At 64.2% G+C, this 15,030-nt stretch carries 15 protein-coding genes; 6 read left to right on the forward strand and 9 right to left on the reverse strand.

Annotated elements, in window-relative coordinates; genetic code table 11:
* Window positions 1–93 precede the first annotated feature (93 nt).
* Both RX327_RS13905 and RX327_RS13910 read left to right on the forward strand, forming a co-directional pair.
* Window positions 94–1,107, forward strand: coding sequence for a transporter (locus tag RX327_RS13905; protein WP_317250603.1), 1,014 nt, complete (start codon window positions 94–96; stop codon window positions 1,105–1,107).
* Window positions 1,108–1,244: 137 nt separating this feature from the next.
* A complete protein-coding gene (locus RX327_RS13910; RefSeq protein WP_244482565.1) occupies window positions 1,245–1,754 on the forward strand; it encodes a DUF2721 domain-containing protein in 510 nt (169 codons plus the stop codon).
* Window positions 1,755–2,020: 266 nt separating this feature from the next.
* Here the strand turns inward: RX327_RS13910 and RX327_RS13915 are convergent, their stop codons facing one another.
* A complete protein-coding gene (locus RX327_RS13915; RefSeq protein ID WP_080666918.1) occupies window positions 2,021–3,322 on the reverse strand; it encodes an MFS transporter in 1,302 nt (433 codons plus the stop codon).
* A gap of 29 nt (window positions 3,323–3,351) precedes the next feature.
* Complete coding sequence (gene phnA / locus RX327_RS13920; protein WP_050387121.1) at window positions 3,352–4,584, reverse strand: phosphonoacetate hydrolase; 1,233 nt, start codon at window positions 4,582–4,584, stop codon at window positions 3,352–3,354.
* Between the two features lie 109 nt (window positions 4,585–4,693).
* Between phnA and RX327_RS13925 the strand changes: the two genes are divergently transcribed.
* Window positions 4,694–5,662, forward strand: a complete 969-nt coding sequence (locus RX327_RS13925) for a LysR substrate-binding domain-containing protein (protein ID WP_050387120.1) — start codon at window positions 4,694–4,696, stop codon at window positions 5,660–5,662.
* A 1-nt stretch (window position 5,663) separates the two neighbouring features.
* On the opposite strand, the gene RX327_RS13930 is transcribed toward RX327_RS13925, so the two are convergent.
* The 5 genes from RX327_RS13930 to RX327_RS13950 form a co-directional block, all read right to left on the reverse strand.
* Window positions 5,664–6,566: an alpha/beta fold hydrolase gene (locus tag RX327_RS13930; protein WP_050387119.1), complete on the reverse strand. Its 903-nt coding sequence runs from the start codon at window positions 6,564–6,566 to the stop codon at window positions 5,664–5,666.
* Between the two features lie 6 nt (window positions 6,567–6,572).
* On the reverse strand, window positions 6,573–8,192 hold the full coding sequence (locus RX327_RS13935) for a GMC family oxidoreductase (RefSeq protein ID WP_317250604.1): 1,620 nt from the start codon (window positions 8,190–8,192) through the stop codon (window positions 6,573–6,575).
* A 197-nt stretch (window positions 8,193–8,389) separates the two neighbouring features.
* Window positions 8,390–9,697, reverse strand: a complete 1,308-nt coding sequence (locus RX327_RS13940; protein WP_050387117.1) for an MFS transporter — start codon at window positions 9,695–9,697, stop codon at window positions 8,390–8,392.
* 233 nt (window positions 9,698–9,930) lie between these two features.
* The gene (locus RX327_RS13945) at window positions 9,931–10,383 is read right to left on the reverse strand and encodes a MaoC family dehydratase (protein WP_028331685.1); all 453 of its coding nucleotides are present in this window, start codon (window positions 10,381–10,383) and stop codon (window positions 9,931–9,933) included.
* An 11-nt stretch (window positions 10,384–10,394) separates the two neighbouring features.
* Complete coding sequence (locus RX327_RS13950) at window positions 10,395–10,886, reverse strand: MaoC family dehydratase (RefSeq protein ID WP_050387116.1); 492 nt, start codon at window positions 10,884–10,886, stop codon at window positions 10,395–10,397.
* Window positions 10,887–11,056: 170 nt separating this feature from the next.
* Here RX327_RS13950 and RX327_RS13955 point away from each other — a divergent pair, with 170 nt between their 5' ends.
* Together RX327_RS13955 and RX327_RS13960 are read left to right on the forward strand one after the other, a co-directional pair.
* Complete coding sequence (locus tag RX327_RS13955; protein ID WP_028331683.1) at window positions 11,057–11,827, forward strand: IclR family transcriptional regulator C-terminal domain-containing protein; 771 nt, start codon at window positions 11,057–11,059, stop codon at window positions 11,825–11,827.
* A 158-nt stretch (window positions 11,828–11,985) separates the two neighbouring features.
* Complete coding sequence (locus tag RX327_RS13960) at window positions 11,986–12,612, forward strand: pyridoxamine 5'-phosphate oxidase family protein (RefSeq protein WP_157347933.1); 627 nt, start codon at window positions 11,986–11,988, stop codon at window positions 12,610–12,612.
* A gap of 43 nt (window positions 12,613–12,655) precedes the next feature.
* On the opposite strand, the gene RX327_RS13965 is transcribed toward RX327_RS13960, so the two are convergent.
* Both RX327_RS13965 and RX327_RS13970 read right to left on the reverse strand, forming a co-directional pair.
* Entirely contained in the window at window positions 12,656–13,081 is a 426-nt protein-coding gene (locus RX327_RS13965; protein ID WP_050387114.1) for a hypothetical protein, read from the reverse strand.
* 117 nt (window positions 13,082–13,198) lie between these two features.
* Window positions 13,199–13,657, reverse strand: a complete 459-nt coding sequence (locus tag RX327_RS13970; RefSeq protein WP_050387113.1) for a T6SS immunity protein Tdi1 domain-containing protein — start codon at window positions 13,655–13,657, stop codon at window positions 13,199–13,201.
* Window positions 13,658–13,852: 195 nt separating this feature from the next.
* On the opposite strand from RX327_RS13970, the gene RX327_RS13975 reads away from it, so the two are divergent.
* Entirely contained in the window at window positions 13,853–15,028 is a 1,176-nt protein-coding gene (locus tag RX327_RS13975; RefSeq protein ID WP_317250605.1) for a M20 aminoacylase family protein, read from the forward strand.
* Window positions 15,029–15,030: the final 2 nt, after the last annotated feature.

A 15,030-nucleotide genomic window follows, 5' to 3' on the forward strand; every position in this document is an offset into this window, starting at 1 on the left:
AGGTGGGGTGGGTGCGAAATGCGGCGTCATGATCTTTCGAAGAGGCGGCAACCAAACGGGCGAGGCAAGACACTCAGGGATGTCGGCATCGCCATGACAATGATCGTGGCATCATGCTCGTCTGAAGCCGCGCGTGCCGACGAGGCCGGCGTCTCATATTGGCTTCCCGGCCGCTTCGGCAGCCTCGCTGCGACCCCGCAGGTCCCCGGCTGGTCGATGGCGGAGGTCTACTATCACACCAGCGTAAGTGCATTCGGCAATGCCGCGGCCGCCAGGGAAATCCAGGTCGGCAGAATCCCCGCCGCGGCAAACGTCGATCTAAATCTGCATCTCAACGCGCAGGCGGATCTCATCCTTCTCAATCCCACTTATACGTTCGCAACGCCGGTGCTGGGTGGCCAACTTGCCATCGGCGTGACCGGGCTGTTCGGACGGTCGAGCGCGGATCTTGCGGGGACGCTGACGGCGGCCGTCGGTCCGCTGGCGACAACCCGCACCGGCAGCTTCGGCGATTCGATCACATCAGTTGGCGACCTCTACCCGCAGGCGACGCTGAAGTGGAACGCCGGGGTGCACAATTTCATGAGCTATGTAACAGGAGACATCCCGGTCGGAGCATACAGCCCGAGCAGCCTTGCCAATCTCGGCATCGGTCACGCGGCCATCGATGCCGGCGGCGGCTACACCTACTTCAACCAGCAGGCGGGCCACGAATTTTCCGCGGTCGCGGGCTTCACCTACAATTTCAAGAATCCGGATACCCAGTACCAGAACGGGGTCGACTTCCATCTGGATTGGGGCGCCTCCCAGTTCCTGTCGAAGCAGGTTTTCGTTGGCCTGGTTGGATATGCCTATCAGCAGATCACCGACGATTTCGGCCAGCACCCTCTCCTGGGAGGCTTCCGGTCCCGCGTGCTTGGCGTTGGTCCGCAGATCGGCTTCCTGTTTCCCGTAGGTGACATGCAGGGTTATCTGAATCTCAAAGGGTATGGAGAATTTGCAGCAGAGAATCGCCCGGCAGGATGGAACGCGTGGTTGACGTTCTCGATCTCGCCGATGGCTCCTGCCGGCACCGTGGCGCCGACCCGACGGGTCGCGACAAAATAGCAGCGCTGCTGGCGCCTTCGATTGTGCCGAGATCACGCCACTATGGGCCGCAACCGTGCCGGTGGCTGCCGATGCCCGCCGTTCGGACGCCGCCCGGCAATTTTCGCCGACGCCGGTTCGATACGCGGGCGTCGTGATTGTCAGGCCGCACGGCCCAGGTTGCCAATGCTCGGCCGATTGATTTCAGCCGCGCTAACCCGAAAGTGGAGTCGATGTTACCGGATACGCCGTCGGTCGGTCAGCTCTCTCAGGTGATTTCTCAAGCGGCGGCGCCCGCATTTCTGCTCGGCGCATTGGCGGCCTTTATCGCGGTGCTGATTTCCCGCCTGAACCGGATCATCGACAGATCGATTTACCTGAACCAAATTTCGGATCAGGATCAGGAGAGATGCCGGCTCAAGGCAGACCTGCCGCGTCTTGCTCGGCGTGCCACCATGATCAATCGTGCGATCTTCTGGTCTATCATGGGAAGCATCTCGATCAGCATTGTCATCGTCGTCGGCTTTGTGAGTGCGTTCCTTCACATCCAACACGAGCGGGGCGTCGCCATCCTCTTCATTGTCTCCGTTGTGGCTTTCATCGTGTCGTTGGTCGATTTCGCGCGAGAGGTCCGAATTGCCCTGAGCGAGCTCGATCACTACGGCTAGATGCAATTGATACATTCACGCCTTAACGCGCGCGCGCGGAAGCCGATGAGGGCGTTGCCGCTTCCGACGGATGCGACTATGCGTGCCGCAACATGGAATCGACCCGCGACATAGATGAACGGCCCCATGCCCAGTACCACCACACCGAGGCGAGCCGGCATCACGCCGAGAACTACGGCAAGCACTAGCCGTTTTGGCACTGCGTGAGCAGCCTGCGCCGTCCCCGCAATGGGACGGCGATTTTCTTTTTGGCGGGCGTTCAGCCCCTATCGCCTGATGAGCAGCGCCGAGACGGCGCTCGCTGCGCACAGGCATGCGACGGTCGGAAAGATGATCGCCGTATTGCCGGTGTGATCCATGAATCGCCCGATCAACGGCTCGCCAATCCCGGCGCAGGCGTACGAAATGAAATTGAGGACGCCGGTTGCGGTTCCGGCCAGGCGACGGCCGAAGATGTCGGGACATAGCGCCCAGAACGACGACGCCGGGCCGAACACGAAGAAGCCGCACAGGAACAGGCCCGCGATCCCGACCAGGCTGCCGTGTGGCACGAGCTCCATCGCGAGCGCGATGATCGCGGCCATCACCATGTAGGAGATGATCGCGAGATAACGCCGTGATCTAAACAGAACATCCGAAATCCAGCTGTTGGTCGACGCGCCAAGCGCCATCCCGACCGGCAGTGCGACGGTAATCCAGACCGGATCGATGACCGTCGCAGCCGATTTCCAGTTTGGCCCGAGGAAATGGACGGGGACCCAGACCAGCAGGGCGTATCGCGCGGCGTTCTGAAATCCGATCGACAGGCCCGTTGCATAGAGCCGCCAGTTCGAGAGCACCGCGCGATAGCGCGCGCCGCTGGTCTTGGTGTCGACCTCGCTGTCGCCGTCCGCCTCATCGGGCGACTTCTCGTCGGCGGGCCCTTTGAGGCCGAGATCCTCGGGCCGCTCGCGCACCACGAGGAACATGACGACGGCGCCGAACAACATCAGGAACACCGACAGCCGGAAGATCCACCGCCAGTCGAGCCCGAGCGTGCCGAGAATGATGATCGGCACGAAATAGGCGAGGACCGACGAAAATCCGGACATGCCGACATAGAATGAATAGACGAAGCCGCGATGCCGGTGTCCCCACCAGTTCGAGAGCAGCCGGCTGCCCGGCGCGAATCCCATCGCCTGGAAATATCCGTTGAGGCCCCACGCCAGCAGCAGGGCGACGAAGCCGCCTGACAGGCTCGTCGCCCAATTCGCCGCGAACGAGAGGACCGCGCCGGCGAGCATCATGACGCGGCCACCCCATTTGTCGCCGAGATTGCCGTTGATCGACTGGCCGAGCGCGTAGGCCCACAGCATCGATGCGCTGACCCACCCGAGCATCTCCTTGGATAGTCCGAGCTCCCTCTGAATGCCAGGGATGGCAAAGCCAAAGGTTTGGCGTCCGAGGTAGTAGAAGAGGTAGCAAAAGGAGACGCCGAGCAGCGCCGTCCATTTGTAGCGCCGATACATCTGCGCCGCAGCCGTTTCGGTTGCGAGCGCCCGTGCAAAGGCCTGCCCAGTATCGAGCATGGCGTGTCCTCCTGTGCTTTTGTTTTGATTTATTGCGCGCCGTTCAGCGCAAACTCGAAGATGTCGAAGTTGCGCATGCGCCTGGTCTTCGCGAGCTTGCGATAGGCATCGTTCAGCTGGTGCGACAGGATGAACGGCACGATCTGCTCGCTCAGTCCGCCATGCGACCGGAGGCGGTGGCCGTCGAGTCCGCTGAGATCGTGCTCCGCCCGCGTCGAGCCGATTGTCGTGTGGGTGTCGCCGATCGTGACGAAATCCCCTTCGCGGTCGAGCGGCATTTGGTAGCGGCTCGCGGCGCTCGGCCCGTCGAGCACGAGCGCAATTCCCGGAATGGCCGCCGACGCCTCCATGACCTCGGCGAGGTCGAGCCCCTTACGCAGGTAGACGCGAACGAAGGAGCCAAGCGCGCCATGATGCTTCACGAACGGATCGGTGATCGGACAGATCACCCGCGCCGCACGTGGGCCGAAGCGCCGGTTCAGCTCGTCCTCGAGGAAGATCACGCGCGGGGTTCCGTCCGTGTTCGCCTTGTCGTTCATCCCGTGATCGGCAATCAGCCCGACCACGGCGCCAAGCTCGGCGATGCGGCCCACCTTCTGGTCGACGGCGCGGTGAAAGAAATCCGCTGCCGCCTCGCCCGGACCGTGCGCGTGCTGAACCAGATCGGACAGCGAGAGATAGAGCAGCTCGGCGCGATCTTGCTCAAGAAGCTTGATGCCGGCGTCAAGGACGAACAGCGACAGGTCGGGGCTGTACATGTCGGGCGTCGGCCGCCCGACCAGGGCTTCGACATCCGCAATGCCGTTCTCCGCCATGGTCGCGCTTCCGGCTTTCTCCGACGAGAAGCAAATTCCGCCTTCCATCCGGTGGCCGAGCATCTTGCGCAGCTTGTCCTTGGCGGTCACCGCAGCGACGCGAACGCCGGCGCGCGACATCTCGGCGAGGATGGTCGTCGCCCGCATCGGCATTGCATCGACGATCATGATTTCCTTGCCGGTCTCGCGATCGAGATAATAGTTTCCGGAGATGCCATGAACCGCCGGCGGCGCGCCGGTCACGATCGAGACGTTGTTCGGATTGGTGAAGGTCGGCATCGCGGCATCGGCGAGGGCCGCGAACCCGCTTCGCATCATCCGCGAAATATTGGGGAAGACCTCCCTCGCGTTGGGGAAATTGAGATAGCGCGGGTCGCATCCGTCGAGGCAGATAACGACGGTGGGGCGTGTGGGCTTGCTGTAGGTCCGCCCGTTGACTTCGATCATGATGGCTCCTTGTCCGGCCAGGGCCGATAAGCGGCTTCGGAGCGATCCTAGGAAGCGGCGGTCGGAATAAAAATTGAATAATTTACCGGTTCATGTAACTTCCATTCCCATGAAGCTGCGCGATCTTCCACTGGTGTCGCTCCGGACGTTCGCCGTCGTCGCGGAGACCGGCGGGGTCGGCGCCGCTGCGGACGCGCTCGGCGTCACCCACAGCGCGGTCAGCAAGCAGGTCAAGTTGCTCGAACGCTGGCTGGGACAGGCGCTGTTCACGCTGGAGGGCCGACGGCTGGTTCTCACACCCTTCGGCCTTGTGCTGTCGCGCGAGGTGGGGCGTGCGCTGGAGGATATTGCCGGTGCCTGCGCCTATGTGCAGCGCCAGCGCGAGCGCCGCACGGTCACGATTGAGGCGCCGGCGACCTTTGCGATGTACTGGCTGCTGCCGCGCGTCAATCGCTATCGCGCCCAAAACCCCCGCACAGATGTGTGGGTATCAACCAGGATGACGGGGCAGCTGCCGAATTTCTCGGCCCATGACCTTGTCGTGACGCGCGGGGAGGCGGCGGTGACTTCCTCGCGTCTCAGCGAGCGCGCCCTGCTGTTTCGCGAGGACCTGGCGGTATTGACGTCGCCGAAACTGCTGGCGCGGAAGCCGCTCGCAAAGGCCGCCGACGTCAAAAGCCATCATCTGATCGAGTCGATGACCCGGCCCCAGGAATGGGCGGCATGGTTGAAGCACGTGGGCATCACCGATGCGTTCGTGGCCGGCGGTCACCGCTTCGATCACCTGTTTGTGGCAATACAGGCAGTCAAGGATGGACTTGGATCGGTGGTAGCGCCGCAGAACGTCCTGCGAGAGGCGATCGCGAGCCATGATCTGGCAAGTCCGTTCCCGGAGCTGAACTTTCCGGGTGAATGCTATTTCTGCTATGGCGCGGCCGGCAGCGTCGATCCCGCGACACAGAAGTTCAGGGACTGGCTGGTTCAGGAAGCGCGATCGCAAGCCAAGGCGCCGCGCGCAACACAGCGGACCGGAGAATGTCCACGTCCGGCGAAATCGAGCTCCAGGCGCAGCCGTTGATCTAGCCGGTTCGTGTTGCAAAAGCCCTGAGCGCTGCCACCATCAGCTCCGGCGCTTCCTGCGCGACGCAATGTCCGACGCCGTCGAACGTCCAGCGGCTCGCATGCGGGATCAGCGCCGCGGCGCGGCCTGCCATCTCCTTGTAGATCGGCCATGACTGTTCGGCGGTCGCGATGCAGACCGGGCAGGCGATGTCGGAGAACCACGGGAACGGATTGCCGCGGCCATCGCCGGTATAGATCTGCTCCATGGCCTGGAAGATCGGCAGCAGCATCGCGGATTCGATTTCGGGCGTGCAGTGCAAGCGCACGCTGCCGTCGTCGAGCTTTGCGAAGCCGTGATGGACATAGGCCCGCAACGATGGTTCGGTCCATGTTGCGAAGGTCGGCGCGGCGCGCAGCCGCCGGAACAGGTCGTCGGCGTTGTCGAACTCGGCCCGGCGGCGCAGCACGCCCTGCACCGAGCCGTTCGCGATCTCGCTGAGGCCGCCGGCGCGCGGCGCGCGCGGATCCATCGCGGTTGGCTCCGTGACATGCAGGCGCGCGAAGCGACCGGGCATCAGTCTGGCTGCGAGCAGCAGGTCGGTTGCGCCGGCACTGTGACCGATGCCGTAGATGTCATGGAGGTCGAGGCGCTCCACCACCATGCGGACGTCTTCGGCAAAATCCCGGAAGTGATAGCGATCGGCCGGCGGCTTGTGGCTCAGGCCGTGGCCGCGGCGGTCGAGCGCGTAGACGGTGTAATCGGCCGCTAGCGCCTCTGCGACCTCGGTCCACACCTCCGCGACAAAGCCTGTGCCGTGCTGCAGCAGTGCCGGCGGCTTGTCCGACGCAGGCTCGCCCCATCGCGACACTGCGATGTTCGCGCCGTCATCGCCAACAAAGAGACGCTGCGGCTCGGTCATGTTCTGCTATCGCGCATCCTGCAGGATCATCGCCGCGGCCTTTTCGGCAATCATCGCCGTCGGCGTGTTGGTGTTGCCCGAGGTGATGGTCGGCATGATCGAGGCATCGACGATGCGCAAGCTCCCGAGGCCGTAGAAGCGCAGCCGCTCGTCGACCACCGCCATGGGATCGTTCGCCGTGCCCATCTTTGCGGTGCCGACGGGATGGAAGATCGTGGTGCCGATGTCGCCGGCAGCCTTGGCGAGCGAGGCATCGTCGTCGCCGACCGAGGGGCCGGGCAGGAATTCCTCGGGATGATATTTCTCCAGCGCCTTCTGCTTCATCAGTCTGCGCGTGGTGCGAATGGCGTCGGCGGCGACCTGGCGGTCGTCGTCGGTCGACAGGTAGTTCGGCGCGATGATCGGCTTCTCATCAGGTGTCGCCGCGCGCAAGCGAACGGTGCCGCGCGAGGTCGGCTGCAGATTGCAGGCGCTCACGGTGATGGCGGGGAAGCGGTGCAGGGGATCGCCGAACTTGTCGAGTGACAGCGGCTGCACGTGAAACTGGATGTTGGCGCGTGCGCGCGTCGCGTCCGAGCGCGTGAAGATGCCGAGCTGCGACGGCGCCATGGTCAGAGGACCGCGGCGGCGGAAGGCGTAGTCGAGGCCCATCAGGCCGCGGCGGAAGAGGTTGTAATAGGTCTCGTTCAGGGTGCGGACGCCCTCGACCCTGTAGATCGCGCGCTGCTGGAGGTGGTCCTGCAGGTTATGGCCGATGCCCTGTACGTCGAGCACGATGTCGATGCCGAGCGGCGACAGCCAGTCGGCCGGTCCGATGCCGGAGCGATGCAGCACCTGCATGGTTCCGATCGAACCGGCGCAGAGGATCACCTCACCCCTGGCGCGCGCCTCCACGGTCTCATTGCCCTGGCGGAACAGCACGCCGGCGGCGCGGCCGCTCTCGATGACCAGGCGGTCGACCAGCACGTCGGTTTCGAGCCTGAGATTGCTGCGGTTCAGCACGGGTTTGAGGAAACCGCGCGCCGACGACCAGCGCCGGCCGCGCTTCTGGTTGACGTGGAAATAGCTCGTGCCTTCGTTGTCGCCGGTGTTGAAATCCGGAATGCGCCTGATGCCCATCTCCTCGGCGGCGTCACCGACGGCGTCGAGAACGGCCCATGACAGCCGCGGTGCCTCGATGCGCCAGCCGCCGCCGGCGCCGTGATGCTCGCTGGCGCCGAGGAAGTGATCTTCCAGCCGCTTGAACAGCGGCAGCACGTCGTCATAGCCCCAGCCGGTCAGCCCAAGCTGGCGCCAATGATCGTAGTCGGCAGCCTGTCCGCGCATCGAGATCATGGCGTTGATCGCCGAGCAGCCGCCGATCACCTTGCCGCGGGGATAGGCGAGCGAACGGCCGTTCAGGCCGGGCTCCGCCTCGGTCTTGAACATCCAGTCCGAGCGGGGATTGCCGATCGCGAAGAGATAGCCGACCGGGATGTGGAACCAGATCCAATTGTCGTCGCCGCCAGCTTCGAGAATGAGGACCCGGTTGTTCGGATCGGCCGAGAGCCGGTTGGCGACGATGCAGCCGGCCGTACCGGCGCCGACAATAATGTAGTCGAAATCACCCTCGAGCCTTCGCGGCATGTCCTCGTTCCCGGCAAGCGTCTTTTGTTGGGCCCCTTCTATAGCGTTTTCGAGCGAAGTGGAGCCCGGTTCGCGTGAAGAAAACGCGTCAATACAAGAAAATAGACCTCGGTTCTGACAGAGTCAGAACCGGGTTCTATCCAGACGCAGCAGGCCGACACAAGCCCGGCGGAACGCGCCGGGCGTGCGCTGGATGCTCAGGGGCGGCTCGGTTCGGCCAGTGTGACCTCATGTCTCGCGCGGGGAACGCAGACGATCAGCGTCAGCATGCCGATGCCGAGCAGGGCGCCGACGAGGGCGAGCGGTGCGTAGATGCTCCCGGTCGCGACATTCATCCAGCCGATCAGGGCAGGGCAGACCGCGCCGCCGAACGAGCCGATCGCTGAGATCAGCGCGATGCCGCCGGCCGCGGCGCTGCCCTCCAGCATCGCGTTCGGAATCGTCCAGAACAGCGACAGGATCGCGAAGATGCCGATCGAGGCGACGGCAAGCAGCGTCACGGTCAGGAGCACGCTGTCTTGCGCGGCCTGCAAGGCGATGAAGCAGGTCGCCGCAACGAGGCCGCAGCAGACCACGTGCCAGCGCCGTTCCTGTGTGCGGTCGGAACTGTAGCCGATCGCCACCATGCCGATCGCGGACGCAACCGAGATCGCGCCGCTCAGCCAGCCGATCTCGGTGGTGGTCGCCACGCCGACGCGTTTCAGCAGCGTCGGGGTCCACAACAGGATGGTGTTGAGCGAGCAGAAGAACGCGAAGTAGATGAAGGAGAGCAGATAGACGCGCGGCTCGCGCAGCGCCGCCGCGAAGCTCCGCGTGGTGCCGGGAACGGCGGCGCGGTCGCGGGCGAGGTCGCTTGCGACCTGCCGTCGCTCGTCGGCGTTCAGCCAGCTCGCGACCTGCGGTCCGTCGGCGAGGTAGAAATAGGCGGCGATGCCGAGCAGCACGGCCGGCCCGCCTTCGAGGATGAACAGCCACTGCCAGCCATGCAGGCCATGGACGCCCTGCATGTGGTCCATGATCAGGCCCGACAACGGTCCTGCAATGACGCCGCCGAGCGGCACCGCCATCACGAACAGGCTCGTCATGCGGCCGCGCACGCGATCCGGGAACCACAGCGTCAGATAATACAGGATGCCGGGGAAGAACCCGCCCTCGGCGGCGCCGAGCAGGAAGCGCAGCAGATAGAGGTGATACTGGTTCTGCACCAGCGCGAGCAGCACGGTGACTGCGCCCCACAGCACCATGATCCGCAGCAGCGTCTTGCGGACGCCGACCTTGACCAGCAGGAGATTGCTCGGCACTTCGAGCGCGACATAGCCGACCGAGAAGATGCCGGCGGCAAGCCCGAACACGGCGTCGTCGATCTGCAGGTCGTGCAGGAATTGCAGCTTGGCAAAGCCGATGTTGAAGCGATCGATGATCGCAACCGTGTAGCACGCCAGCAGGAACGGGATCAGGCGCCAGGCGATCCGTCCATAGAGCCGCGAATGGGCCGCATCCTGCATCGAAACCTCCGAATAATTCTTTTGATTGTTGAGTGGGGTCGCGCCGCGACGGCGCTACGCTCCCTCGCCCCGTTCTTCCGGGGAGAGGGCTGGGGTGTGGGGCTGCCTCCGCATAATGCGGCGATAGCTGTGTCCGCGGAGGCTCCCCCTCACCCGGAGCGCATCTGACGGTGCGTTCCGGCCTCTCCCCGCACGGAGGAGAGGCGAAGTGGGAGCCCCCGAGTTGCGTCCCGCTAGCCCGCCTTCGCGTTCGGCGGAAACTCCAGCATCGCTTCGCCGGCTGCGACCGTCTCGCCGCGCTGGTTCTGTACGGCGACGTCGACCAATACCCAGCGCGATTTGGCCGATATCTGCTTGGCTTTGACGGTGCCGGCCGGGCGGATGGTGTCGCCGGGCTTCACCGGCTTCAGCCAGCGCGTCTCGAGCCTGCGATGGATCGCGCCGGCCGGAAGCGCCCAGTCGGTCAGCATGCGCGAGATCAGGCCGAAATTGTTCATGCCGTGCATGATGATGCCGCCGAAATTGGTCTTGCCGAAATCGCCCTTCATGTAGTTGTCGTCGAGATGCAGCGGGTTGTAGTCGAGCGATGCATCGCAGAACAGGCGGATCGATTCGCGCGAAACCGCGAATGCCGGGCCGTCGATGGTGTCGCCGGCCTTGAGAGATTCGAAATTCGCCGTGGTCATGGTGATCCTCCTTACATCGGACGGATGGTCTGGCCGCGACCCGAGCAGATCACGTCGCCATGCTGGTTGAAGAAGACGTTGTCGTGCACCACGAACAGCCGCTCGCGCTTAATGAACTTGTCGAGCGCGCGAGCCTGCAGGGTGATGGTGTCGCCGGGGCGGGCCGGGATGCTGTAGCTCCACGACTGTCCGGCATTGACGGTGCCCGGCGAGCGCATCCAGTCGTCGGCCGGCGTGCAGGCGAACATCAAGAGGATATGGATCGCGGGCGGCGCGATCAGCCCGCCATAGGGCCCGGCCTTCGCGGCTGCTTCGTCCAGATAGAGCGGATTGGTCTCGCCGACCGCGCGGCAGTACAGCGCGATCGCTTCCTGCGTGAGCTTGTAGGGCAGCGTCTTGCGCGGCTCGCCGGGCACGATGTCGTCCCACACCTTGCGCAGCTTCGCGTCTTTCCAGAAATCGGTTTCGAACGGGGTGGCCGCAGAACTTTCCGCTTGCGCCATCGTGCATCCTCCTGCTATTTGGTTCGCCAGGCGAACAATTCATTCGCTGTATGAATTGACGCTAGCGCGGTCGGGAGCCCCTGACAAGCGCGCAGGGTCGCGTCATGTGCAGGCAGCCATGCGGGCTGCGATGTCGTGAGCGCGATGACGGAACCAGCTAGGCGCCCGCCATGAGCAAAGAGAGTGACGGCTTCGTGCGCGCGATTGCGCGCGGCTTCTCGATCATCGAGGCACTCGGCAAGCCGCCGGGGCGGCACACGCTGGCGGAGGCTGCCGATACTGCCGGCCTCAACCGCGCCACCGCGCGGCGTATCCTCGCGACCCTGATCGCGCTGAAATATTGCGCCTCCGACGGACGCTATTTCAGCCTGCGGCCGCGCGCGCTCGGGCTCGGGCTGTCTTATCTCAACGCGCTGCCATACTGGGGTCATGCGCAGCGTGCGCTGGAAAACCTGCGCAACGAGATCGGCGAGTCCTGTGCGATGGCGGTGCTCGACGAGGATGAGATCGTCTATGCGCTGCGCCTGCCGGCGCGGCGGATTCTTTCCGCCAATCTCGGCGTCGGCAGCCGGCTGCCCGCGCATCTGGTTTCGCTCGGCCGCGTCATGCTCGCGGCGCTGCCGCCCGGCACCCGCGAGGCTTATCTCGCGACCGGGGGCTTCAGGCAGGTCACGCCGCGCACGGTCACCGATCCGGAGCGTCTTGGCGAGTTGCTCGCGCGGGTGGAGAGCGACGGCTATGCCTGGATCGATGGTGAGCTCGATCCGGCGATCTGCGGCATCGCGGTGCCTTTGCGCGATCCCGCGGGCGCGGTGGTCGCCGCGCTCAGCGTCAACACGATCTCGGGGACGGTGAGCGAAGCCGGCGCGCGCAAGAAATTCCTGCTGCCGCTGCGCCGCACCGCGCAGGAGATCCGCAGCCAGATGCTGACATCAGGGTAGGGAACGGCCGTCATCGACGCCTTTTCACCCGCTCCGGACCTGGATGGCTTTCCACGCCCATGCCGAATGAATAGTCTTTCGCCTTGCTGGCCGGGTGAACTGCCAAGGAAAATCCCGGCTACGTCAACGTCGATTGCTCAACTTGCCGGAGGATTCCTGTGGCCGACCCAGTCCGCGCCCCTTTCTATCACGACGGAATGCGTGAGTTGCAGGACCGCTTCGACGGTCGTCGTGTCGCCGACGGCCTCGAGAAGCATCGCCTGCATTTCGAATTCTGGGAACAGGACCGCAAGCTCATCGAGGAGACACGATTCTTTTTCATCGCGACCAGCTATCAGGACAACGTCGATTGCTCGATGCGGTCCGGCGATCCCGGCTTCGTGAAGATCACCGGGCCCGATACGCTTGAATTCCCTGAATACGACGGCAACAACATGTATCGCACGCTCGGCAATATTCACCGCAACCCGAACATCGGGTTGCTGTTTGTACGGCTCGACGGCAAGACGTTTCGCACGCGCATCCGAGGCAAGGCAACGATCCACGATAGCGCGGAGGCGCTTGCCGGGCATCATGGCGCGAAGGTCGTCGTGCGCGTCAAATGCGAGATCTTTCCAAATTGCCCGCGCTACGTTCCGGACCTGATGGGCGCCTCAGCGGACGTACCGGCGAATCTGTATGTGCCTCGGCCCGGGTACGAGCCGCCCGCACCGGAATGGAAAAGCCGGGACTACCTCAAGGACGTCCTGTCGAAGTACGATCCGCATCGGAAACGTGACGCATAGCGGACAGCCGGGAACCGCAGCCGGACGAGCGAGCAAACCGCGATCAGGGCAGCGGCGCCATGTAGGGGATGCTGCCGACCAGAGCGAACACCTGCACCGCGTTGCACAGCATGCCGCCCCAATGCAGCTGGCGCAGCCGCCGCACCGCGGTCGGATCGCCGGCGTCTCGCGCGTCTGCCTCGGCATCGAGCCGCCGCAGAAACCATTGCCGCGCCAGCACCGCGAACCCCGCGATCAAGGCGATGCCGAGCGCAACGGCGAACCGGCCGGCCGTGGCAAAGGCGAGCGTGCCGATCACGCCGGCGACCGCCAGCACCAGGAAGTAGGCGTTGAACATGCCGCGCAGCAGCCGGGTGACCGGTGGGACGTCGAGCTTCACAAGCAGGAACGCCGGCGCCGCCAGCAGGAAGTATCCCATCGGCACCAGCAGGATGATGGTGGAAAACAACACCGCCTGATCCGGCGTCATGTAGCCGCTCCCTGTTGGAAGGCGAGAGGATTTCGGTGCGGAAAACCTGGGGTAGTATCCGCGCCGGATATTTCTCGCACTATTAGGCTTTGGTCGGATGCGTTCGTTTGCGTCGGGTCAGTCGGTGACAACGATTCTGACGGTAGACCCGTCCGGCAAGTCTTTGGTCTCCGAGTAGATCTTTGCTGTAAAGGCGAGCCAGTCTCGACAGGAGCACATCCATATATTGTCGACCGTGTATTCGCCGCCGAACAGGGGGAGTGTCGTGAAGGCGTAGCGCCGGGAAGGGTCAAGAATCAGTCCTGCCGAGCGGCACCGATCGACCAATGCGCGCAACAGCCAGTCATCTGCATCATCAACGCAACGTTGGCGGAACGCTTCCTCCGAGTCGGCAATCTTGTTGATCGAGCCCGCCGACAGTTCCAGCATGTAAATGGCTCCCGCATCCCCCAAGAATACGTCCAGGAACAGGTTGGCTCCCAGGACGCGGCACCCGGCAGGCAAGATATCCGACCAGGCTGCGAGTTGGGCGAGCGTGATTTCAACCGGAAGGAAGTCTGAGCGGTCTTGTTCCATCCCAGGATCATGAATGCCCGGTCGCACTGCGACAAGCCGGAATGCACGGCAACGCGCTTTCGACGATTTCCGGTCGGCCGGCTCTGCATTTGCCGTGCCGCCGGACCCAATCCGGAGCATGCCACATCTGTTTGGGTGGACCGGCTCTTGCATGCTAGAGATGACTTACGTCCAACCTCTGAGGCCAGAATTCTCATGCCTATCGTGAACCGCGTCGCCGACCTTCAGCCCGACATCCAGGCCTGGCGACGGGACATCCACCAGCACCCCGAGCTGCTGTACGACGTCCACCGCACCGCAGCATTCGTCGCGGACCGGCTGCGGGAGTTCGGCTGCGATGAGGTCGTGACCGGGCTCGGCAAGACCGGCGTGGTCGGGGTCATCAAGGGCAAGAAGGGGCCGGCCAAGGGCGAGGGACTCAAGGTGATCGGCATGCGTGCCGACATGGACGCGCTGCCGGTCGAGGAGCAGACCAATCTGCCTTACGCCTCCAAGATCCCCGGCAAGATGCACGCCTGCGGCCATGACGGCCATACTGCGATGCTGCTGGGGGCCGCCCGCTATCTCGCCGAGACCCGCAATTTTGCCGGCGATGCCGTGGTGATCTTCCAGCCGGCCGAGGAGGGCGGTGCCGGCGGCGCGGCCATGGTCAAGGACGGCCTGATGGAGCGCTTCGGCATCGACCAGGTCTACGGCATGCACAACGGGCCGGGCATCCCGATCGGCTCGTTCGCGATCCGGCCGGGTCCGATCATGGCGGCGACGGACGAGGTCGATATCATGATCGAGGGTGTCGGCGGCCACGCCGCGCGCCCGCACAGATGCGTCGATTCCGTGCTGGTCGGTGCGCAGGTGATCACGGCACTGCAGTCGATCGTCGCACGCAGCGTCGATCCGCTTGAATCGGCCGTGATCTCGATCTGCGAATTCCACGCCGGAAACGCCCGCAACGTCATTCCGCAGACCGCGGAGCTGCGCGGCACTGTGCGCACGCTGACCCGCGAGGTGCGCGACCTCATCGAGAAGCGCGTGCGCGAGGTGGTCGACGGCGTTGCGAAGATGACCGGCGCCAAGATCGATCTGACCTATGAACGCGGCTACCCCGTCACCGTCAACCATGAGGCGCAGACCGAATTTGCGAGCCGCATCGCGCGTGAGGTCGCGGGCGAAGCCAGCGTGCACGACATGGCGCCGCTGATGGGCGGCGAGGATTTCGCCTACATGCTGGAAGCGCGGCCCGGCGCCTTCATCTTCTGCGGCAACGGCGACAGCGCCGGCTTGCATCACCCCGCCTATAATTTCAACGACGAGGCGATCGTCTACGGCACGTCGTATTTCGTGAAGATCGTGGAGAACGCGCTGGCGGCGTGAAG

It is taken from the genome of Bradyrhizobium sp. BEA-2-5 (assembly GCF_032918025.1).
Taxonomy (GTDB): Bacteria; Pseudomonadota; Alphaproteobacteria; order Rhizobiales; family Xanthobacteraceae; genus Bradyrhizobium; species Bradyrhizobium pachyrhizi.